This window comes from Bradyrhizobium sp. GW821-FHT13H05 (genome assembly GCF_058804065.1).
This window is the reverse complement of the sequence record NZ_JBXAPO010000001.1, coordinates 908,208-930,755: the sequence shown is the minus strand read 5'-3', so window position 1 is coordinate 930,755 and position 22,548 is coordinate 908,208. Positions and strand designations below refer to the sequence as shown.

General features: G+C 58.6%; 18 protein-coding genes. 12 read left to right on the top strand and 6 right to left on the bottom strand.

The window, feature by feature from the left end:
* The first annotated feature begins 40 nt into the window (after positions 1–40).
* Together AC1RR3_RS04360 and AC1RR3_RS04355 are read left to right on the top strand one after the other, a co-directional pair.
* A complete protein-coding gene (locus tag AC1RR3_RS04360) occupies positions 41–1,183 on the top strand; it encodes a hypothetical protein (protein ID WP_492819643.1) in 1,143 nt (380 codons plus the stop codon).
* An 86-nt stretch (positions 1,184–1,269) separates the two neighbouring features.
* Complete coding sequence (locus tag AC1RR3_RS04355) at positions 1,270–6,558, top strand: hypothetical protein (RefSeq protein ID WP_492819641.1); 5,289 nt, start codon at positions 1,270–1,272, stop codon at positions 6,556–6,558.
* Between the two features lie 24 nt (positions 6,559–6,582).
* Here AC1RR3_RS04355 and AC1RR3_RS04350 read toward each other — a convergent pair whose 3' ends face one another.
* Positions 6,583–8,013: a hypothetical protein gene (locus AC1RR3_RS04350; protein ID WP_492819639.1), complete on the bottom strand. Its 1,431-nt coding sequence runs from the start codon at positions 8,011–8,013 to the stop codon at positions 6,583–6,585.
* A 228-nt stretch (positions 8,014–8,241) separates the two neighbouring features.
* Positions 8,242–9,306 (bottom strand): YiiX/YebB-like N1pC/P60 family cysteine hydrolase, encoded by a 1,065-nt coding sequence (locus AC1RR3_RS04345; RefSeq protein ID WP_492819637.1) that lies wholly within the window; start codon positions 9,304–9,306, stop codon positions 8,242–8,244.
* A gap of 457 nt (positions 9,307–9,763) precedes the next feature.
* Here AC1RR3_RS04345 and AC1RR3_RS04340 point away from each other — a divergent pair, with 457 nt between their 5' ends.
* The 8 genes from AC1RR3_RS04340 (at position 9,764) to AC1RR3_RS04305 (ending at position 16,285) form a co-directional block, all read left to right on the top strand.
* A complete protein-coding gene (locus AC1RR3_RS04340) occupies positions 9,764–9,964 on the top strand; it encodes a hypothetical protein (RefSeq protein ID WP_492819635.1) in 201 nt (66 codons plus the stop codon).
* Positions 9,965–10,432: 468 nt separating this feature from the next.
* A complete protein-coding gene (locus tag AC1RR3_RS04335) occupies positions 10,433–11,644 on the top strand; it encodes a hypothetical protein (protein ID WP_492819633.1) in 1,212 nt (403 codons plus the stop codon).
* Positions 11,645–11,983: 339 nt separating this feature from the next.
* The gene (locus AC1RR3_RS04330; protein WP_492819631.1) at positions 11,984–12,184 is read left to right on the top strand and encodes a hypothetical protein; all 201 of its coding nucleotides are present in this window, start codon (positions 11,984–11,986) and stop codon (positions 12,182–12,184) included.
* The gene (locus AC1RR3_RS04325; RefSeq protein WP_492819629.1) at positions 12,181–12,393 is read left to right on the top strand and encodes a hypothetical protein; all 213 of its coding nucleotides are present in this window, start codon (positions 12,181–12,183) and stop codon (positions 12,391–12,393) included. Before AC1RR3_RS04330 ends, AC1RR3_RS04325 begins: the two co-directional genes overlap by 4 nt.
* A complete protein-coding gene (locus AC1RR3_RS04320) occupies positions 12,390–13,052 on the top strand; it encodes a DNA methyltransferase (protein ID WP_492819627.1) in 663 nt (220 codons plus the stop codon). The genes AC1RR3_RS04325 and AC1RR3_RS04320 overlap by 4 nt, the downstream gene beginning before the upstream one ends.
* A 103-nt stretch (positions 13,053–13,155) precedes the next feature.
* The gene (locus AC1RR3_RS04315) at positions 13,156–14,187 is read left to right on the top strand and encodes a hypothetical protein (RefSeq protein ID WP_492819625.1); all 1,032 of its coding nucleotides are present in this window, start codon (positions 13,156–13,158) and stop codon (positions 14,185–14,187) included.
* Positions 14,188–14,318: 131 nt separating this feature from the next.
* Positions 14,319–14,582, top strand: a complete 264-nt coding sequence (locus AC1RR3_RS04310; protein WP_492819623.1) for a hypothetical protein — start codon at positions 14,319–14,321, stop codon at positions 14,580–14,582.
* Between the two features lie 62 nt (positions 14,583–14,644).
* Complete coding sequence (locus AC1RR3_RS04305; protein ID WP_492819621.1) at positions 14,645–16,285, top strand: hypothetical protein; 1,641 nt, start codon at positions 14,645–14,647, stop codon at positions 16,283–16,285.
* A 68-nt stretch (positions 16,286–16,353) separates the two neighbouring features.
* Here AC1RR3_RS04305 and AC1RR3_RS04300 read toward each other — a convergent pair whose 3' ends face one another.
* Entirely contained in the window at positions 16,354–16,683 is a 330-nt protein-coding gene (locus tag AC1RR3_RS04300; RefSeq protein ID WP_492819619.1) for a hypothetical protein, read from the bottom strand.
* A 168-nt stretch (positions 16,684–16,851) separates the two neighbouring features.
* On the opposite strand from AC1RR3_RS04300, the gene mobQ reads away from it, so the two are divergent.
* On the top strand, positions 16,852–18,072 hold the full coding sequence (gene mobQ, locus AC1RR3_RS04295) for a MobQ family relaxase (protein WP_492819617.1): 1,221 nt from the start codon (positions 16,852–16,854) through the stop codon (positions 18,070–18,072).
* On the opposite strand, the gene AC1RR3_RS04290 is transcribed toward mobQ, so the two are convergent.
* The 3 genes from AC1RR3_RS04290 to AC1RR3_RS04280 all read right to left on the bottom strand — a co-directional run bounded on the left by AC1RR3_RS04290 (position 18,017) and on the right by AC1RR3_RS04280 (position 21,499).
* Entirely contained in the window at positions 18,017–19,384 is a 1,368-nt protein-coding gene (locus AC1RR3_RS04290; RefSeq protein ID WP_492819810.1) for a type IV secretory system conjugative DNA transfer family protein, read from the bottom strand. The genes mobQ and AC1RR3_RS04290 overlap by 56 nt on opposite strands.
* Positions 19,385–20,022: 638 nt before the next feature.
* The gene (locus AC1RR3_RS04285; protein WP_492819615.1) at positions 20,023–20,589 is read right to left on the bottom strand and encodes a hypothetical protein; all 567 of its coding nucleotides are present in this window, start codon (positions 20,587–20,589) and stop codon (positions 20,023–20,025) included.
* 274 nt (positions 20,590–20,863) lie between these two features.
* A complete protein-coding gene (locus tag AC1RR3_RS04280) occupies positions 20,864–21,499 on the bottom strand; it encodes a hypothetical protein (RefSeq protein WP_492819613.1) in 636 nt (211 codons plus the stop codon).
* A gap of 833 nt (positions 21,500–22,332) precedes the next feature.
* Between AC1RR3_RS04280 and AC1RR3_RS04275 the strand changes: the two genes are divergently transcribed.
* Complete coding sequence (locus AC1RR3_RS04275; RefSeq protein WP_492819611.1) at positions 22,333–22,545, top strand: hypothetical protein; 213 nt, start codon at positions 22,333–22,335, stop codon at positions 22,543–22,545.
* Positions 22,546–22,548 lie beyond the last annotated feature (3 nt).

The window sequence follows — 22,548 nt, the reverse complement described above, 5'->3', positions numbered from 1 at the left end:
GCCTCGCCACCCTCGCGGGGGGCCCGACGGCGGCCGCGATATGCAAGCCTACTTCAACGGCGAGCAATTGACGTTTGGCGCGGTTGGCTTTCTCACCCAAGCCAACGATTCAGCCGAGCATAAGAAGCGCGCGAGACACAAGTTCGAAGAGGATGTTGCGAGCGCGCTAAGCGCAGAGATCACGCCACAAGCCTTCGTCTTCTTCACCAATGTTAACCTCACTATCGGCGAAAAGGATGACCTTGTAGCGAGAGCCAAGGCCGCAGGCTTGGCATTTTGCGACGTTTTTGATCGCGAACGTATCCGCATTCAGCTTGACGGTCCCGATGGTTTCGCCGCTCGATTCCAGTACTTAGGAATTCCACTGTCGGATGCCGAACAGGCGAGCTTCTTCGCCAAATGGGGCGATGATATCCAATCAATGGTGACCACGGGATTTCAGCGCATAGAACGCGCGCTGGAGCGAATAACTTTCCTGCAAGAAAGCCACGATATCTTGAGCGGCATCACGCTACGGTTCGAGCTCGATCGGGAATATAGTGGAGAAGAAATCGGCCATTTCCGTGCCTTCTGCTATCTCCACCTCAAGGAGCCGAAGCTTAAGATCTTTGGCATTCTGTTCGGCACGTCAGACAGGTCCCAACGAGCAAGGCCGGAGTATCAAACCAATCCCGACCCGCCCGGAATCAAGCATGGGATAGGAGGAGGTCAATGGGAAGAATACTTTGACCCGGAAGCGTCAGAGGAGCAGCAAGCTGCAGAAGAGCAACAGACCAGATATAGGCTCGTCGGATCGTCGGCTTCAGTAGGAATGGACCCAGTCCGAGCGATCTACATAACCTATAGCCATGACCCATCTTTCCTCCGCTTCGAACCCCGGATTAATTTTCGGGATATTAACGAGGCCACCTTCATGCCGATGCTCAACAAGTCTCTGGCGGAGAAAGTGAAGGCAGTTAGTGTAATCGCCAACGGCTATCTCCTGCAGCGCACGACGAAGCCCCACTTCAACATCGATCCGGAGCCTTTCGATCCTGAAGTACCGCTTTCATTTGACCAGACCGAACTTCTTGACCCTTGGGTGAGGATTCGGCCGGAACGATCGTCCGCTTTCTCCCTTTCATTCTCTGATGAGACACCTAAGCGTCTTTTTGAATCCAAGCAAATCGTGGAAGAGCGATAGTGCGCACTGCGACCTCAGAATGAGACTTCTTGGCAACTCACGCCAAAGTACATATCATTGACGCGATGGGGCGGAGAGCCAAAGACTTGACCAAAGGGCCGAAACAATCGGCAACCACGCGATCAACTAGCGGCGCTGGCTTTGGCTTCGAGGACCAAGTCGCTGCATTCCTGCTTGTGAAGTCGCTCTCAGGACAGCCAATTCCCGGTCTCGGCGATACCGGCCTTGGAAGCGTCGTTCAATCTCAGACCAGCTCGCTCGGTTGGCTCATCGACGATCTTCTCGCCGCAAGTGCAGCTTCTGGGTCTCAGATAGCCTTGTCTTGCAAGAGCAACCGGCAAGTCTCCGGCAACGGGCTGCCCGACGATTTTGTCGGCGATGCATGGCGGCAGTGGAGTGACCCAAAGCCCGACAACCCTTTTCGCCGCGAGACGGACAAGCTGATGCTTGTCACGCGTGGCTCGCATCACATATTCGAGCCGCTATGGGCCGACATCAAGAATTGGTGCTCGCAGCCCGACAATCCTCTGGCCGTAGCACGCATGCGCCAAACCGCAGCCCATGCGAAGATCTTGGACAAGGCCAAAGCGGCTGTGCAAACAATAGCAAGCAGTGTCGCGGACGAGGACGTGGCCGCGCTATTTGCCAGACTGGAGGTGTTCCCAACCGACTTCCACCTACCCAACTCCCAAAGCCGCGACAACGCAATTGCGCAGTGCCGCAGATTGCTCGTGAGCGGCACGCAGGCCGAAGCTGTCGATCTTTGGGATGCACTTGTTAGCGAAGCGGAAGAAGCCCGTATCACGCATGGCACAATCAAGCTGGAGGTGCTTTGGCCAAAGCTCGTCCAACGGTTTAACCTCAAATCGCATCCCAATTATGAGCGTGCCTGGAAGGCGCTCGATGCGATTACCGCCGATTGCATGGCGGAGGTTGCCACGGCGCTACCGACCGGATTGTCGATCGACCGCGCCTCAGACGCGGACACCTTTGCCACACTTTTCTTTGGCAAAGAGTTACTCATCCTCTTCGGTGAGTCAGGCAGCGGAAAATCCGCGCTGGTGAAGGCGACCCTTCAGGCACGCTTTCCCGATTGGCGACAGGTCTGGCTTAGGCCGGACGATCTCGCGACCGCCCTGTCCGCAGCCAAGCGTCAATTGGCTGGCCTCGACTACCCCCTAGAGGAAATACTGAAGTTCAGCTTCTCTGCAAGGAACGTTCTCATCTTGGACGCCGCCGAGCGTCTTCCCGACGAGGTAATTGGCAGGGCGAACGCGCTTGTCGCCGCCCTCATCGCGCACAACGGCGCGGGCACTTCCAAATGGCACATTGTTGTAGTGGGCCAGAGTGACAGTTGGTCTCAAGGTCGCCTGCAAAGAATTGGGAGCACAGCCTTACCTGAGTACTGGGAACTCAAGCTCCTCGCGGAAGACGATGTCCGAAAAGCGTTGCTTTCGTCGCCACAGCTTGCGTGGGCCGCCACTCATGATGAGATTGTTTTAGCCCTTACTAACCCGCGCACTCTGGCCTGGGTGCTGGAAGCCGCACCCCGCTTCGCAGAGAACAACGTCTCGTCGCTGGCTTCGCATATCGCTATCGCGGATCATCTTTGGGCTTATTGGACGGACGGAAAGGTGACACTCCAGCGCACCATCATGGACCTCGCGGTCCGGGAAGCGAACTTCGAGCACAGCTTCGAAATTAGCAAACTTGGGCCCGGCCACGCCGAGGCGATTGAAAGGAAGCCAGCTCAGCTTCCGCTCAGGAAGAATAAGCATAACCGCTTTGAGTTCGAGCACGATTTGGCTTCCGATTGGGTTCGCTTTCAGCGCCTAAAGGAGATCGCGACAGAGACAAGCCAATGGGCCGGCTTCGCCGGCAATCCTCTGTGGCTTGCGGCGCTTCGTATGCTCGGTGGCTTCTTATTGCGTGATCCGACGCCCGACGGGCGCGCCTCCTGGGACGTGGCGTTTGACGCGGTAGTTGGCCATCCCGAGAGCACAACCACCGCGGATCTCCTGCTGGATGCGCTCTGCCTCGACCCCGATGCGGAGATATTTTTGCGGGAACGCACCGACTTGCTCATGCGCGAGCACGGAAAGCTCCTTGACCGGCTGCTTCGTCGCTTTCAGCACGTCGCGACCGTACCAGGCGGTCCATCAAAATTGCTGGGGGACGTCCTATTCGCTGACCCATCCTTTGGTCTGCATTTGGAGACGCAGTTTCGTACGCCAATGGCGCTCAGATGGGTCGCGATGGCGCGGTTTCTCCACACTTATCAAGCTCGTATTGCCGCTCTATGCTCGCCGACCGTCGCCAAGGTATGCGGTCGGTGGCTGTCTGCTTTTGTACCGACATACGCCGGCTCGCCGTTTCCGTTCCGCCGAGAGTTCGCGGAGCTCGCCTTGGCCACCGCGCGTGCGGTCCAGTTGGAGCAAGCGAAAGGGACGATATTTGCAGATGATTCCGTCAAAGACATCTACACGGCCGCGCTCGCTGCGGCGCCCGATCTGCCGGATGAGGTCGCTCAATGGGCCTTCGAGATGGCGAGACGTCGTCCGCTAGACGCCGGCTTGGCCTCGCAAGTCTCAGAGCATAGACGGCAGAAAACTGCCGAACATGAGGAGCGGCTCAAGACTGACGAGGCCTATCGCCTCGACCACGAGCGTCGACGTGCGCATGTCCCGACTTACATACCTTCCGGCCGCAGATTGCCGCCCTGGCCTCTCGGTCCAGGCGGCCGCATCGACCATCATTTTCATGAGGCTTGCTCAACTGGAACTGCGCTGCTCCCGCTTATGAAGGTGCGCCCGACCGAGGCGGCCGAGCTGTTGCTAGCGTTGCTTATCGAGGGCAAACCAGAGGAGAGCTACAGCCGCTCCCCCTTTCGCGACGAAGTAGGCCTCGCGCACGATCGCACTGCCTATCCAACCGGGTTCTGGAAAAGCCCCTTCTTCTCGTTTTTGGTGGTCGATCCCATTGGGCTGGAAACTCTGCTCAAGCTGGTCGAATTCTGCACTGAACGTTGGATTCATGGGGTTCAACGAGATTCGGGAGGTGCTTACCCCAGCATTACCCTGACTTTGGAGGATGGCACCAACCGCGAATACCTGGGCGGTAGGCGCGTCTTCGAGTGGTGTATTGCTAATGCTAGCTCTACAGGACAACTGAACTCTGGCTTGGCAGCGCTCGAACGTTGGCTGGCCGGAAAAATCCAAGCTGGTGAGGACGTCGAGGCGCTAGTCCAGCACATCCTGTTGAATACACGTTCTGTGGGCGTGCTGGGAGTGCTGGTCAACATAGGCAAGCTCGGGCCAGCTCTTTTTCTTGGCCCGCTAAAGCCGCTGGTGGCGAGCAGCCATCTCTACAGGTGGGACCAGGACATCACCGCCTCGCTTGGCGATTATTTCGCAGCAATGCAGCTAGCACCTCAAGGTGAGATTGTGTTCGGTCTCGCACGAGACTGGCACTTTGCTCCGCACCACAAGGTTACGATGCTGAGTGTGGTGTCTGAGCTCATAAATGCGTTCCCTCCTTTTGCCGATCACGTGCGGACCGCCACGGCGGAATGGCCGATTCTCGACAACGCTAAAGCTGCGATTGAGCAACGAATTCGTGCGGCGCACTTGGATAGCCGCAATTTTGAAGCCAAGACTGATCCAGCGAGTGGCGTCACAAAGCACGAATTCAAGTGCCCACAAGACCTCATCGAAGAAATACAAACGTTTCAGAACGACCGTGCTCCTGCAACGCAGGTTTTGCTTCTACCCCAGCAATGCCTCACGGTCCTCAACCAACCTAGACAACTCCAGTCGGACCAGGCCGACGCGCTAGCATCCTGGTTAGGAGCCATCGCCAACGAAGCTGGTCTTGAAGACGAATTCAAAGAGCGCGCGAGAACCGCCATCGCATGCACGCTGATGGCGCGAGCGGCTGACTGGCTAGAGCACCATAAGGACAAGGACGCAATTCATGGCATCGTTACCGACGCCCTGGGAAATGTCGGCGATAGTGCGGAAACGCTGAGGGGAGCTGCCTACACAACCAAGGACCATCTGAGTTTTGTCGCCTATGCAGTCTTTGAGCAGTGGCTCCGCAACCCGGGCAGCGAAAGCGACGCGGCTGTCATGAGGCTCATGACGAGTGGAGACCGCGGGGCAGAAGGCGTCTTATTCGGCCTTGCCCATAGGTATCGCAAAGAACTGGGTGTTCGTTGGCAGCGCCTGCTTACGCTCGGACTATTATGGGCAGGTCTCTCCATTCTAAGGCCGCGGTTTGGGGAGGAAGCGCCTTGTTGGGACGGTTGGTTGAAGCGCTTCAGAAGATGGCCGCTAAGTCATGCCCCTCAATCGATCGCAGAGACCAGTCCCGTCTCAATTGCCCGCAGAATTGAGCGATTAGAGCGTGCGAGATGGCAAAGAGAATTTGACCGCGCAGACAATGGAATACGCTCGCGCATTCCACCGGAGCAAAGGCGTTCCGATGGTCTCGATTGGTCACTTCTCGAAGCTGCCTTTGCCTGGCTAACCCCGTCAAATACGCCGTCGGCAGGGTCCGCGGTGGCCGAAGAGCACGTTCGCGAGGATGAAGATCTCCTCCTATCATTATGGTCCTTCGAAGTGTGGCGCCGACATCAACCAAAGGGGGACCGCGATGACGAGCCTCCCCCCAATCAACTGGGGTACAGGTTGCTGGAGGAATTGGCGAAGAAGACGCTAAGCGCATCGGGGCAAGACACGCGCCGCTTTTGGGAGCCTGTGCTTGTGCTAGGAGCACCGGCTCACTACAGCGTAGGCCATTTCCTGACCTGCTGGTTCATGCTCGCGTCGAAGGCTGACGCCAACAGGTTCGCAGCTCAATGGCGCCAGATGATCGAATATGCGCTCGCCGCCCCTACGTGGGGAGAAGGCGACCCTTGGTATTACGGCCAGCGTCTTCTTACTCAAGTGCTCGGTTGTGGCGCGGTAAATTGGCTCGATGCGAACCCGGCCTATCAGACAGCCGCCCAGGGATTTAGGGACCTGTTTGAAACTTGGGCTACCAACCATCTCAGACGAGACGACAACAATGTCGTCGCACTCTGCTCCTTTCTAGCCTCTTCGACAGGGAAACCGTTGCGGATAGCAGGCCTTAATTGGCTACGGTCTGCTCTTACGGGCGAGAACCCGGTCTATATCGGTTGGCGCTCCTCGGCGCCAACCGCGCTTGTCGACTTACTTGACGTGATCCTTGCGGAAGATCTTGTTGCCCTTTCAGCAGACCCGGAGGCGCGCTCCACGCTTCTCGCCTTAGTTGACCTCCTGGTCGCAAGGCAGGTCAACGCCGCCTTGACCCTTCAGGAGCGCGCTCGACGTTTATTGCGCCCAGATCGATAATGCAGTCCGGTTTGCGACGGATTTTTACTCCGACCGGGCCCACCTGGTCTTGAGCATGGCGGCAAGTTCAATCGATTCCGAGACCGTTAAGCCCGATAGCTCATTAGCCAGTCCTGGAACATCGACCGCTCTCCGGCTTCCCGGATACTCATCCTCCGCGATGCGGGACATGATCGCGCTTCCAGCTTTGAAATAGCCGAGGTCCGCCCTAACCTTCTGAGCCTTTTCGATGTCTTCGGCAGACCAGCTCCCCGTGTCTATTAAGAAGAAATCTTCCGAAGAACCTTTCACCCCTCGGGCGTCCATTGCTAAACCCACAATAAGGCGCTTCTCTGGATTAACCGCCTTTGCGGCAACGCAGCGCAGCTGAAGGTCTTTCGAGCGCTCTGCTCGATATGCGGCGTGATCTCCTCCCTGATCGCCTCGTCCGATGTACAGCACATAGCTAACGTCAGCTTGATCCGATGGCAGCAAGGTGCTGATCGCTTGCGTTTTGGCGATCTCCGCCCGCTCCAATATCGCCTTGGACAAGATCCGTCTGAAAAATCGAGTTTCTCCTGCCATGACGCGGACGATCCGCTCATGATCGGACATGGTGTGTTCGTTTCCAAACTCGAGCGTTTCGTTCAGGTAATGATCGGAAATATATTCAATGAGCCCATCCCAAAAATAGCTAGCCTCGTTTGCCTCCCGGCCAGCTAAAAACTCTGGTGATGCCTCCACCTGCCCCCACAGGTTCGGCTCAATCCGGTAGGGTCCTTCCTCGACGGGAAACGTCCGGTCGTGCCAGAGATAACGGGCCAAAAGATCGGTTTCCGCTTCCGCAAACTTGAAGTTACCCGTTTCCATCAAAGCAACTTTACTGTCGAGATAGTGGATAAAATCCTTGATAGTTGAGAGTTCGCTGAGCACCGTTATTAGGCACGTATCGTCAAACACGTGTACCCAGCCAGATGACTTGTCCGTCCGGCCCACCGTAAATCGTCCGGCATCGTTCAAGACGGCTGGTTCGATCTTCAACGCACGCGTGCCCGTTTCGGCTTCCGCGCGATCGAGAGCGCCCAGCGCGACACATATCCGATGCACGCGCATATCGTTCGCGTTCGGCAGCTCTATCGGAAGCTTTTCAGTGCATTTGGCGTCCAAGAATACCCTGTCGGGGCAAGACCGTATCCAACGCTCCGCCTGTGCAATCTGATGCGCCGAGTCCGCGATAGACTTCCTATACCAGCGCGACCAGTCGAGATCGGCGTCACCTGTATTCGGGTAGCTGCACGATTTGTCGGAGAAAATGATGACATCGTTTCCGAACACCACCAGGAGATCGATCAGCTCTTTGCCCGGCGGCTTCTTGAACAGATTGGGATAGGTCCAAAGCTTCAGGAATGACCTGTCGCAGAGTTCTGCCAGCAACTTCTCCGATGCTGTTAGGCCTTCCGAGCGCTTGAAGCGCATCGCTCATTCCTCTCACCAGGGCGTCTTTTCCGCGATCACTGTTCGACCGGCTATCGAATTTTCGATAGTCTACCACAGGCCGCGCCGGGGATGCCGCACTGCCAACTCTGCGCGTCAGGAAAGCCTGACCGGGCTCTACGCGCAAGCGCGCCGGACCAATTGTCCCGGCCTCCGGTGACGATCCCTCGCGAAAAACAGCTACGTTCCTGCTGGCACCTTTGTTATCTGCTAGGCTTGATGGTGTCGGGTATCTGTTGCCAGCTCGATGAGCATGCTCACGTCACCTGCATTGCGGAAATGCATCGCCGCCAGCTTCAGCCAGAGCTGGTGACGGCGATATGAATAGATTTTTTGGCATGTAGCACCGTTTTGTTGATACCGCTCCCGTGTGTCACGGTACGACTTAGCGACCATGCCCAGGTGCTCCAAGATCTGATTGCGCTTAGCAACTGAAATGTCCGACGCGAGCAGCCCAGCGCGCGCGCTTTCAATTTCCCCCCGGGCGCCAATCACGGTAGGGACAGAAAGCATGAAGTAATTAAGCCTGCTCAGCTCTGAAAGGAGCAAGTCCTCCGCTTCCGTGCCCACTCCTTGCTTCTGGCGAGAAAGAACCTCCAAAAAATCGTACAGGCTTCCAGGTGGAAAGTTCACGCCATCTGTAGCGGGATCTTCCAAGGTATCAATATGGCCCTTGACGGCGAGAAACGCTTCTTGGGAGACTTGCATCTCTCGCTCCATTGATGTGCCCTTGTAATCCTCATCTCTGTCAGCCTTTCGCCCTCGTTCGACTTCAACGAGCGGCAAGGGAATACTCATCATTCCCGACTTGTTCTCGATGTCGGCTGGTGTCACCTGGGCGGCGATCTTCCCCGGCGCAATGGTATAGCCGGCCTCGGCATAGGCCGTCGCGACTAGTTGAGAACAGAACAGACTGGTCGGATCAGGAGCCTTGCGGCCGCCCACCTTTGTCGACAGGGCGCCTCTCAAATCGTATTTCTTATGCGCGAGGTTTCTAGCTACGGCTGCGGCCTTTTGCGCTTTTCCTGGATCTTCCACCAATCGGAGCAGCAGCCAGCGCCTGGGATGATGCACCAGAACTCGCTGAAAGCTGATCACCCTCACTCCGTCGCCAACCGCTTCGATGAAGTCCGTGTTTCCCAGCCAGAGAAGTGCGTGGCTGTAGGTCCCCCGGTCGGCCAGCGCGATTGCCTTGCTGCGCAAGCGTTTCCCCTTCTCCAACACGACATCACCCGGTTGAAGCTTTTCCGGATCGAATATCCAAGTTCTGCGCACCTGCGTACTCTTTCTTTCGTCTTGCCTGCTCGTTCTTGATAGCACGCGGCTTGATTCCTGGCCTATCGAGCAAAACTGATCGAGGTCCGGTCCTTTTGCATCTCAAGTCCGTCTCCCGTTGCGCGTCTAACCCCAATGCACGGCCAGGAGGACGGGGAAACTAGGCCCGAGGTGGGTACGCGCAAGGCATCCAACCGTATCCTAGACGGAGCCCTCGGCCGCACCCTTGAGATTTCCTGTCCGGCCGCGATTGGCGTAGCCGGCTGACAAAGATATTTTGTCTGACCAACCGTGTTAGGCGAGACACGCCAGAACGCAGCTCTTTCTCGAAGGCGGTTCCGGCATGCGAAAACTCCGCTACGCTCACATCAACCGCATGCCGGCTTAACCGGCACAGGAAACGTTTTTGTCTCCCGACCGGCCTGCCGCCTGCGGCATCATCCAACGGGAGAATACAATGGCCACCAGGTCATCCACCAAGTCGAAGAAGCCTACCCACGAGGCGTTCGTCGTCACCGGCGAAGGCGAAAGCGCGTTCTGGACCAAGCTGGGCGCGGCTTGGCCGCATGACGACGGCAAGGGGTTCAACGTCGAACTGATTGCCCTACCCGTCAGCGGCAGGCTCGTCATTCGCGAGCGCAAGGCTGGGAGCACCTGACCGGCTCCATAGCCGGCCGCATTAGCTGCCGGCTCCGCGAAGTAGCCTTGTGCGATTCTTCCCAGAGCAGCGGTTAGGCACGCTGGCGTGGTGAGGGAAACCATCCTCCAGACTTTCGGAAATGGTCGAAGCCCGTTGAGAGCTGATGACCCGCAACGTGCAGAGCTACTTGCCCCGCGTCGGAAACGATGCGGGGCACTTTTGTTGAGAACCCGTTCACTTGCTGGCGCGTCGGCGAGCCGACCGGGCTCTACGCGCTTCGCGCGCCGGGCCGAGGGTCCCGGCCTTCGGTGACGATCCCTCGCGCGATCCGAACCTGCCTCGCTGATCACCCTTGACAACCAACAACCTCTGCTTGAATCATCCACGGGGCCGGTTTGGGCGGCTTTTGCCTTGACGTTATCCATTTGGACCGAGTTGCGTTTGGGGGCGTACATGCGGATTTGGGGAGGGGCGCTAGCCTCGCTGATGGCTATTGGACTTGGCTCCTGCACGAGTCTTTTCTACGTCCACGATCCGCAGTCGGGCATCATCTCCGCGGGACAAATTCCAAACTTTCTGAAATCCCTGCGCTGCGAAATGATCATGTTCTACCAGATCGAGCGTTCGCGAAAGGTCGCCTACGATCAAGAGAAGGACAAGGAATATGCGTTCGCACACTACGCGCATTTCGCGGTGGAGCCTCAGCTTTTTGGCGTGTTCACACTCGAACTGAAGGTCACGGATACGGCCAACCTGGGGACTGGCACCTCGCTCGATTACAAGCACGTTTTCGATGCCTCGACCAATCAGGTAACCCATGTCGGCCCAACGTTGGGTAGCCAGGGTATCTACGATCTGATTTGGACTTTCATCATGAAGCAGGATGCCAAGCTTGCCATCGCTGATCCTGTGTCAGCGACGCTGGCAGATGGAAGCTGCCTTAGCGGCCCGGTCAGTTCGCTTCCTGAGCTCGAGGCGCTGGCCGAAGGCAAGACGCCGCAGATTGCTGCATTCAACCGCATAAGCGTCAACGGCTCGGCGCCTTTGGCGGCTTGGCTTCGCGACAATGGCAGCCTTATGAGCGTGAGCTATCTCTCTCCTGCAAAGGGCGAAGAGGTCGCAGAACCGGCGCAGATGACCTACACGTTTTCGCTTCAGGCCTCGGGCGGTCTGGAGGCCAAGTATTCTTTCACGTCCATTCACTGGAGCCCGCTCGCAGCTCAGGCGTCCGGCTCGTTGCAGCAAAACAGCATCGTTGCGTTCTACATCAATGGGCGCAGGGCGGCTTTTGCGAACGGAGCCAAAGGTGGGCAAAGCGGCTTTGGACCGCCTCAACCCCAGTTGGGTAGCATCGACAACCCGATCTACATCACTGAGAGTCCGAAGCCGGCGCCATCTCCGACGCCCAAGCCGACTCCCTCTCCAACTCCCAAGCCGTCGCCAACCCCGACGCATCCGAAGTTTGACAAAGAGCTTCAGGGCGTCCGCCCGCCGACGGATGATGGCCTGCCGTCGCCAACACCCACTCCCACTCCTGCACCAACCCCGAGCGCAAGCCCGACTCCAACACCTACGCCCACACCGACTTCAACGCCCAAGCGCCGCCTAAGGCCGCACCAGCAGCCAGGCCGGGGCGGCGAGGTGCCGTTCTTCATTGCTCCGCTTCCCATCAATCCACCCACTATGACCCCGAACTAGCGTTACTTATCCATAGATTGATCAGACCCTTGCCCAAAGGCGCTTAATGCAGCGTCCCTGCCGGGACCATGGCATCGTGTCATCGCCTCAGCCAAAAAACGGTGTGGCGCGGTCCTATTGCGTCTCAAGCCCATCTCCCGTCGTGCGTCTAACCCCAATGCGCGGGCCAGTAGGACGGGGAAACTGGCGCCGAGGCGCGTACGCGCAAGGCATCCAACCGTATCCCTGAAGGGTCCCTCGTCGGACCCTCCGTTGCGCGCCCGCTATCTCCTCGTCTCCCAAAATTTCCCGTCCGGCCGCGATTGGCGCAGCCGGCAAAACCAAACGGGAGATAACCAAATGAAACGCAACGAAAAGAACCAGCGCCCCCACGGAGTTTTCGTGGTCGAGGGTGAAGGCGACAAGGCCTTCTGGACCAAGATCGGCGCAGCCTGGACGCACGATGACGGCAAGGGCTTCAACATCCAGCTCAGCTGCCTGCCCTTGAATGGCCGACTGGTTATTCGCGAACCGAAGGCCGACGTGGAGGCGGGGCGATGAGCCCCGTCGCCACCCGGCGCTTCCTCGTCAAGTGCTTTGACTACGAGGAATGGGGCGTCATCGTCGAGGCTGCCAGCCGCGAGGATGCCATTCACAAGGCCGAGGCCATCTACCTTACCGACAGTCTTGGCAACATGGACGGCTTCGAGCTTCTCCGCAGCGACTTCGGCTGGGAAGCGCGCCCCCTGGTGCAGGAGGTGCAATCATGAGCGGCCTCCCCATCCAAGACCGCAACACCGTGCTTCACGGTGATTGCGTGGAGGTCATGCAACGCATGACCTCCGGATCAGTGGATTTCATCCTGACCGACCCGCCGTATATCTGTCGCTACCGGTCGCGTACCGGCCAGACCATCGCGAATGACAATCGCGATGAATGGCTGGAGCCCGCCTTTGCCGAAATGTACCGGTTGCTCAAAGCCGATACATTCTGCATCAGCTTCTACGGCTGGAATGCCGCCGACAAGTTTATCGGTGCATGGCGCAAAGCGGGATTCCGCCTTGTCGGCCATCTTGTCTTTCGGAAGCGCTATGCTTCCTCCATCGGCTTTCTTGAAAGTCGACACGAGCAGGCGTACCTCCTCGCCAAGGGACAACCGACGTTGTCCGGCTCGCCCGTCGCTGACGTCATCGACTGGGAGTACACCGGCAACCGGCTCCATCCTACTCAGAAGCCCATCAATATCTTACGTCCGCTTATTGAAGCGGTCTGTCCGCAGGATGGACTGGTGCTCGACCCGTTCTGCGGATCCGGATCAACGCTGATCGCGGCAAGGCTTGCCGGACGCTCGACGATTGGTATTGAACTGGAACAGCGCCACTGCGAGACCGCCGAGCTTCGGCTAAACTCGAGCTTGGGTCGAGACTGAACCCGCCGAAAGCTGGCGTGTCCTCGCCGCCCATGTGCTTGTGGTCGAAGCCAGCTTTCTGCTATTTCTCGTTGATTGCGGGGACGAGGGTTGTGGGGGCCTGATGCCAGGGGCGCGCGTTCTATTTGCACTGTCGATTTTCATGGGATCGGGGGCCGCTTTGGCCGGCGAGCCTCCGGGACAGCGGCCGCAGGTTGTTGCCCAGGCGCAGAGCGATGCGGACCGCATCCGCACGCTCGAAGAGCGCATCAAGCAACTGGAGAAATCAGCAGGCCAGGGGCAAAATGCGACGCCGCCGGTGTCATCCGCAACGGCGGACCCTGGTGAAAGGGAAATACCGGGTTGGCGCGTCCGGCTGTATCCGTACACGCCTGACGGTGACCTTCGGTTCAAGAGCCACCTGTTTCAGTATTTCTTCCTGAACGGCCCGTTTGACTTCAAGCTGGGCCATCAGAGCGGTCGTGACGGCCTCAAATTCACCTATCGATACGAGGCCATCTATCGCGCGACAAAGCCCGGAACCTATACGTTCGCCGTCGACCTGAAGTGCAACGAGGCGCCCAGCATCAGTGCCTGCATTTACATCGCCCGGGTGGACGGAAACACACTGGACTCCTTCACCGGCCGAAACCTCAACGGCCGGCGAACGTTCGAAGTGCCGGTGTCGGAGCCTCGCGAGTTGGCGCTCGACCTGACATTCACCGGGTCACAACAGACGTACATCAAGATTGTTCAGAGTGAGTTCAAGCTTCTCGCCCTGGTTCGTGCGCCCCAGGATTTCGACTTCAGGGACGTCGGCCAGCAGCCGCCACAGTACGAGTTGTTCAACCGTGTCCCGAACAACTTCAACCAGATTCCTGCGCGTTACGGTGAAACCGCCTACTTGCAACAGGGTGGGCTTCCGCAGGGCTCCGGTTCGACCCCATCGGGCACCGGTACGCCCCCGGACCAGAGAGCGCAGCGTCCGTGGAATGCTCAAAGGTTTGAACGGCCGCCACCGCCTCCGCCGAGACGTTATTGGGACGGGCAGAAGTGGGTGGTCCAACCCGTTGAGCCTGGGCCGTCAACGGCCTATCCCGGCTCCGTCCCGGAGCCCAGGTCCGGTCCGGGAGGGGGTAATATCGAAATCCGCTAGTTGCCCGTCAGGAATGCGGTCAGCGTAGCTTTCGCGACCCGCCATGAGGAAGTGCCAGACAAAGGCACCTTTCCGTTTGGACCTTGGTCCCGCACCGCCCCCCGGCGAGATGCGGGGCCAGAGATACCCTCATGGACATCAACATCCGAGAGCTTGCGAAGCAAGCTGCCGTCGGGACTTTGACCCTCGTACTCCTTTTCGTCGGCACGCCTGCCATCATGTGGCTGGCGGGCGTCGAGACGGACACGATCCTCTCCATCATGGCGATTGTGGCCTTCATAGCCACTTGTTTCCTGGTGGCTGAGGGCGGCGCGCGCGTGATCGGGATATTGATTTACCTTCTGAGCATTGCTCTGATCCGGATCTTCAAAGCGATGTGCAGCCGCAAAGCCTGAAATGCGAGGGGGATGCAGACAAGTCTTCATCCCCCACCTAATTTTGAGTCGGACAGCCCGGAATGCCTTCTCTCAAATACCGCGCCAATCTGATCCTCTTGCTCGTCTCGCTATCCTCTTCCGTGATCTATTTGATTCACGAAGTGGCCTTCCATGTCCATCTGGTGGACTTTCTTGGAAGCACCCCGACCGATGACGAGATACATGCGATTGAACGGTACGGAAGGAGCCTGACAGGCATCGCCGCGGCCCTCTTTCTTATCCACTTGCTCATGGGGGCGTTTATCAAGCATCGCCTCACCGAACAGAATTGGCGCCTTTTTGCCGCTGCATCCGCGCCAGCCGCCGCCGTGCTCACTCTCGTCTGTATCGGGGCCGCCCAAACCACCATCAACTGGTGGGTGACACGCGAGACCAACGCCCGTTCGGAAGACCAGCGCCGCCAGGCGCTTCTGTCAACGTTCATCGTTTCTCATGTACATCAAACTCGCGACGACGGTCCGGTTTGGCGCGTGAACGGCCGACCAATTGTCGAAGATTTGAGGGCATCAATACCCGGACGCTTTGTCCTCGCAGCACTTCCGTTCCTGCTAGCAGCGATACCCGACCTCGAAGAGCAGATGAAATCCCAGCTTCGCGCCATCGTTGAGCGCGACGTTGCGGACGCGGTGCCATCAGCCCAGCAGCTTTACAACAAGAGCTTCGTGGGCCTGACCGAGCAACTCATCGGCCCAGGCTTCGATGCCTATCGCTCTGCGACAGACCGGTACAATGAACAGCTTGGAAAGAACGATGCTACCGCGTTGCGAAACTGGGGCAAGTATCTCGACCGCCTTCGGGCGCGCGGGCTCTCTCCGGATATGGTGCGAGGCAATCCCAAAATCCTGAATCAGGTATCGCAAGAGTTGCGCCGGGCGGAGCCGGCATTGCCGTCCGGGTGGGTACCGGTGAACTACAAGAGCTTCCTTGACCGCTACAACGAGGAGACCAGGAATGCCTACAAGTCCGCGCTCCAGGGAATTGGATTTCAGGACCGGCTGACACCGCCATTGATTTCTAACATCGAGGACTACGTGCAGAACGCCGACATCAAGGCGCGATGGTGCGCGGAGACGCAGCGGTCCGCGCAGGTGCCGGGGTTAGACGGATTCGCAGGTCGGCTTTGCGCCTTCGGTCCACGCCTGGGGTCCTCCGAGGACGTCTTTGCGGCCTTCCGCAGCGATGTCTACGATCCGCTCTTCGAGCGAATCCTCAACGAGCACCTGGCACGTTTCGAGTCCGCTTTGGATGCGTACCGCGACGGTGGCCGGTACTTCAACGACGCTTACAAGGCCATGAAGACCGTGATCGTCGTTCCGATTGCCTTGGTGCTATCCTTAGCCGGTGGCGTCCTGCACTTTGGCAAGTGTAGCTTTCTGGTGTTTCAGTTCACACCCTTGCGGCGCAGTTGGTGGGCATCTTTCGCGGCGGCATTCCTGATCTGGGTGGGGGCAGTCTCGCTGATCGTCCAGCAGCGCACTCCGGCCGCGTTGCGGCCGGAAGACCCGCTCGCCGCCGCAGTGGAGCGAGGCTTATCCCATCAATTCGGGGCTTCCGGGACGTTCACCCTGCACAAGGCGGCCCAATTGGAAACCGCCATCTACCCGGTTGGCCAATGGTTGCTCGATCGAGGAATCTACCCGGGGAAAGCAGTCCCTCAGTGATGATGGCGCTGGTCCGCGGGGCGCAACCTCCCCAACCGACGCATGCATCAGGCAAACGACATCCTACGTCACTGCTGGCACAGGTAGCTAACCGCCTCGAAGGAGAACGACGCGGCGAGGACACCGAAGAGCAGTAGGCAGGCACCGACCACCGTCATCCAGTGTCTGGCTCCGCCAAGGGTGACGCCGAGAATTGCGATCAGGAGTCCCGCCACGCCCAAGATTTCCAGGGTGGTTTGAGCAGCGAGTGCTTCGGCCACCACACAGGAATACCCCGGCGTGCCCCGCCACCAGGACAGCCCCCAATCCAGGGCCACCAGCAGGAGGAGGACGGCCACGACGTTGCTGAGGGCACGGAAGAACCGAAACGACGCAGGGGCTGTCGGCTGGCGTGTCATTTGGGCATCGGGTGTGAGGCAACGCGGAGACAATTGCCACGGACCGGAGAAAAGGCCAAGCTCGAGGCAAATGCGCACTTATACATTCGGCAGGGCCGAACATAGGTGCGACGGCCAGCACGAGGGCGTGCTTGACGGCCGTAAGGCGTCGCCAGGGCGACAAATCTTATGGAGGGGTCCGTGGCTTCGTATCACCTCTCAGCCCAACCCGTGAAGCGCTCGGAAGGGCGCTCTGTGGTAGCCATGGCTGCCTACCGGGCCGGCGTGCGGCTGAAGGACGAGCGGCGCGGCAACGAGGCCGACTACCGGCGACGGAAGGGGATCGCGCACAAAGAAATCGTGGTCCCAGAGGGCGGTGCCGAATGGCTGGCCGACCGGGAGCGGCTCTGGAATTTCGTGGAGCGGATGGAGGTCCGCCGGGATGCGCAGCTCGCCCGTGAGATCAACATGGCGTTGCCCCACGAGTTGACAGATGCGGAACGGGTGGAGCTGGTGCGGGCGTTCGTCCGGCAGGAATTTGTCAGTCGGGGCATGGTGGTGGATTTCGCCATCCATAAGCCGGTCCCGGAAAAGGGAGACGACCCCCGCAACTACCACGCCCACCTCCTGCTCACGCTTCGCCAGGCCGAAGCCAAAGGCCTGAGACGGGTAAAGACCCGTGAGTGGAATAGCGACACCATGCTGCTTGCCTGGCGTGAAGCCTGGGCCAAGTGCCAGAACGAGGCGCTAAAGAGTCGTGGTCACCGGGCCACGGTTGATCACCGCAGCCTTGCGGTTCAGAAGGCCGAAGCCGTTGCCCGCGGCGAGACCTTGAAGGCGGTCGTTCTCGATCGCGTACCGGAAATCCATGTCGGCCCGAAAGCGAAGAAGGCCGGGCTGGCTGGTCCTCCCAAGAGCCGTGACCGGATGGTGGGACCCAAGCGCGGCAAGCCGAAAGAGGGAAAGCAGCGTAAGCTTCGATACACGGAGATCGACCGGGGAAGCCGGGGGCAGGAGAACATCACCCGCCTAGGCGGCAATGCGCATTCGGTGGCAGGAAAGCTTGCCAAAACCGAACTAAGGCTGGCGCGCTTCCGCAGGCGCGCGCGCTACTACGAACGCATGGAACGCTTTCACAGCCAGCCTCAGGCCAGGAAGCCTTTCCAGCGCAAGAATGACGTGATGGACCTGTTCGTCAGCCGCGCCGGGCACTACAGGAAGAGGCGCAAGCAGGTGGCGTGGTGGATCGACCAGTTGGATCAGGTCATCCACGCTCTGCTCGGCATTCGCGAAAACGCCCTGATGCGGCGGACGGTGTGGAGCAACCGGCTCAAGCGCTGGCGCCAAAATGACTTCAAGCCGTCTCGGCCTGGCGGACGGCTTCGTCACCGGCACCAGCCACAGCCTTAGGCGGCCAACGGTCGTATTTGCCCTTCCACTTCAGGTGATACCAGGCGCGGTAGTTGACCTTGGTAGCCAGTACCGGGAAGCGCAGAATGTCGCTGCGATAGATGACAACCGACCGGTTGCCGGGCAGGCGCATCACCTCAGAAGGGTCGAGCAGCCAACGGCCAGCTTCCGATTGGCCAACGGATTGCTGCTGCCGAACGAGGTCTGTGTTGGATTGCGAGGTGCCCTCGTTGCGGGTGATGGACGTCGTTTGTCCAAGCATCTCCGAAACAAAGCGCGCGGCTTCCAGGTCGGCGACATTAAAAAACACCTTGCAGGTGCTGTTGGCGAGAAACGATCCAGCGCGTCGGTAGAGCGTTCGCAACTGGCTCATGTCCTGGAAGACCAATAGCGGCGTGCAGTACGCACGCAAATAGCCGACACCCCGCTCCAGGGGATCAAGGCTGCCGAGCGCTGCCGCCTCGTCGAGCAGCAGCAGGACCTTATGGCGCGGCCGGGGGCGGTCCTTGGCGCGCGTGAGCGCGTTGATGACGCTTCCGACCATCACACGGAGGAATCCCGAATAGACCGCAAGCTTCTCTTCGTCGACGACCAGATAGAGCGTGGTCGTGCCGGTGAAGAGCTCCGACATATCGAACGAAGAGGACGCAGAGATCTCGCCGGCAGGGCTGCCGGCCGACCAGACGCGCGTGGCCTTCTCGACGTTGGAAAGCACGCTCTTGAATTCCTCGCTTGCCTCCATGTTGAGAAAGCTGGACGCCAATTCCGCCGCGGCGCTCGTGCCATTGGTCGCGATGTCGTTGAGCAGGTCTTTGAGTGACTCGGGACGCAGTGTTGAGAAGGTGCGGACCTGCGACAGCGTGCGCAGTTCCGGCGCGAGCCGGAGAGTATGCAGAATGAGGCAGGCAATAAGGCCCTCGGCCTTTGAGTCCCAGTGCCCCTCGTGTCCATCCGGGATCACCATCAGTTTCGCCAGTGCTTCGGCATCGTCGCGCTCGTGGTAGGTACCTACCCTCACCATGCTCAGCGGGTTGAAGCAGTCGGATAGCTCGGGACTGATTGTGTCGAGGGCACGTACGGTGCCGAACTTGCTGCGCTGGCGTTCGGTGATCGCGCGGTTCTCGCCCTTGATGTCGGTGCAGACTACCGAGCCCGGATATGAAAGGAGGTTCGGGATGACGATGCCGACACCCTTGCCCGCACCCATCGGCGCGAACACCGTGATCATGCCGTCCTTGTTGAAGCGCAAAAAAGAACGGCCTACGCGGCCGACGATTGGTCCCTGTCCTCTTCGGACGCCCGCCCAGAACATTTCCCAGCTTGACGCGAACCTGGCAGAGCCCAAGGCGCCCCCTGGTCCCCAGCCGCGCCAACGACCGATGTTGAACAAAACGGAGTACGTTCCCAGGACAACCGTCCCAAGGAGCCAAACGGCGTAGAAGATCGCCTTCAGGATGAACCGCACCACGTCCATAGCGCTAGGTTGCCACAGATATCCGCGGGACAGGAATCCGAAATTTGTTATGGAAGCCTGAAATCGTCAAGATCCGGCACTCCGTCGTACATCATACGACTTGCCCATCATCCGAAGGGGTTGTTCGCCCTCTTATGCGCTCTAAGCCACCCCCAGCTAGGCCGTACGTGCGGCTTGCGGGCAACCTTCGAGCATCTTGAGAACGTCGTGCGGCGTGTCGGGATAGTACAGCATGGATATACCAGGCCGACCACTAGTCTCGAACTTTGCAAGGCGCGATACAGCGTGGCTCAATATCTCGTTTAGGCCCTGCGCAACATACATTCCTCGACCATGAACATGGATGACTTTTGCATCTGATGGAGCATCGACCTTCGTACAGATCTCGTTCCACAATGCATCACGGAGTGCGATGCTCGGAAAAGCATACTCTACGTGGGCAAATCCATACTCGTCAGTGCGCGGCGCATGCGGCATTACTTGTTGCTTTCCTTCAGATTAGTATGACCCAGATCAGCAATTGCGTCCATTCGCATATTGAACTGCTGCTCACTCCCTTCTTTCAGCGAACTCGCAATTTCCTCTCTGCCTCTGCTCGTGGATGCTGGAACTGGCAAATCCCGGTTTGATACTTTGAAGGCTTCCACTTCAAAGTCGTGACCGACAGCGTCTCGGTAGCGGATTGACTTTGACACATGCGGTGGAGGCCTCGGTGTGCCCGGCGCTCCTTCGGGTTTCACGCGAATAAGGCCCCCGTCCGGGTGTTCGTATATGTCGTGGGAGACAATATCTGGATCTGTGCTGTCTTGGGTTCTAACTACCTCGTCCGGCCCCCCTTTCTTCACGTATCCACGACCGTCCTTGAGCTTTTCGTTGGACAGTTTGAATCCTCGTTCCAATGCGACTTCACGGATTTGCTCCGCGCTCATGTTCGTCATGTCAAAATTACGGACCGAGTTGCCAACCTCGCGACGGTCGTAAGCTTCCAACGTTGAGCGCATACGATCGCCTTCAGCGCTCCTCAGATAGGTCGTATTCCACACTCCTGCGGGATCCTCCCAAGATCTCTGGGCTTGTTGGACTGTGGAACGGTAGGAAGCGTCATCGTGTCGTTTTGGAAGTGGTGGCAACTCGCGGTTCGGTCGGGATGCCGCCGGAGCGTCGTTGTATCCTTTCCTGGTCTCAAGTTCTCGCGTCGGCCGCTTGTCTGGATGCGTGCCGTACTTTGGGGCCGGGCCCTCAGCCAGGATAGGAGTGAGTAAGAATATGCTGAGCGCAAAGAACACCGCTGAGCAAAACGGAAACCGATGCATGCTGCTACTTTACCTGCTTGAGTTGAAGCTTCGATTGCCGCAAGCGACACTCCTTTTCGATGCAATCCCAGGCATTCAGTTCGAGCACTTGTCTAGCGCGACGTTGTTTTTCGCCATCGAGGAATGCAGGCGCTAGCCGGCCGACCTGTTGCCTTAAGGCCTGCTCCAGGCGCTCGACTTGTTCATGAGTGCCGGTATCGTCGGTATGCAAGATGATAAAGTCGACGAGATCGTCCGAATTCGTATCGATGTCGGTAATGATTAAGCCGACGACCCCGCCTGGAAGGTCGACGCGCTCGTAGTCGCAGTCAAAGGAATCCTGGCAGAGCGAATAGCGCTTTCCACCTTGACGTCGGTCAAGACAGGACGTGGTCCCGTCGAGCTTCACTATGCAAAGCGCCAAATCAGGCGGGCCGCTGGTGGGCACCATGACGCTCGCGCGGCCGCCGAGATTGCCCCCACCGAAGCCATCCCATGGCTGGCCGTTTACCTTCGACTGATCGGCGGTGACCGTGATTGTGTAGCGCTGGAGCCCTGTGGCTCCCATCGCCTCCAGCGGAAGCAAGGCTACAGCCGAAGCAGCCATAAAACAAAGGACTTTGAACATGATGCTGCTATTGGCCAAATGATAAGACTGCAATGCGAAACCCTAACCGATCCCGGTCATCTTGCAACTGCAAGTCGCGGCTCGGGTTCGCGCTGCCCCGTCACCACGTCAAGGGTGGGACGAGCGGCGAAGCCGCCCTTGACGTGGCGCCGTGCCAGCGCAGATGGGCTTGCCATCGCCAATGCCCAGGTATGGGCATGGCCCACGCTAAGCACCCGCCGTTGCGCCACGGCACAATTGGGGATAGCCTACGCCTCTATCAGAGCGAGTATTAGGTAGCCACGTTCCTGCAAGCGGGAAGTCTCCGTGACAGAAACCGTAACAAGACAGCCTTCGATGGCATTAGTGACGGTAGCGCCGCCGTCTGTCTCGCAGCAACTCGTGCCCGTCCTGTCTCGGAGCCCCGTCGCCGCTGTTACTGTCACCGATATCGGAGACAAGTTATCCGCCCCAGCCGCTCGGGCCTGGCAGGTCGCCTTGATAAACAATCTTCCAGACCAAGATCGTGCAGCGGTCATCTACGGCTTGCAGGATGTGCGCAGCAACCGGGAGCAATTCGCAGCCATTAATGGGCGAGCGGCCGAGGTTTGTAGTCGAACCTCGACCACGGTTGCCGCTTCAACTGTCGTAGGTTCGTTGTGGCTTCAATTTTCTGCAACACCACCGAGTCCCGTCGTGTTCGGCATTTTGGTCGCAACCAGCCTCCTGACCTACGGCTTTGGTGAATTTCTTTCCTACAGTTGGTTCCGAAGAAAACTGCGAGCCGACAACGAGGTGTCAATTGTTAAGGAGGTACTCGGTCAAATACGAGCGCCAGCGCCTCCTTCAACGCCTCAGGCTCCCTCTCCGCCTGCCGGAGCAGCGCCATGAGCTTACATTTCTCCACCTCCGAACTTTGGCTCATCGCTATCGTACTCGGCGTAGCATTTCTGACCGTTTACGCCTTGCTCATATTCACGATGCTGACTCGCAGACGGCTTGAGCGCGACATCGAGCGCAACAATAAGTTTCTAGACAGCCTGCTGGACGCAATCGATGACAAGAGTAAGTCCGATCTGGAGTCGAACTCCAGTCGATAGGCT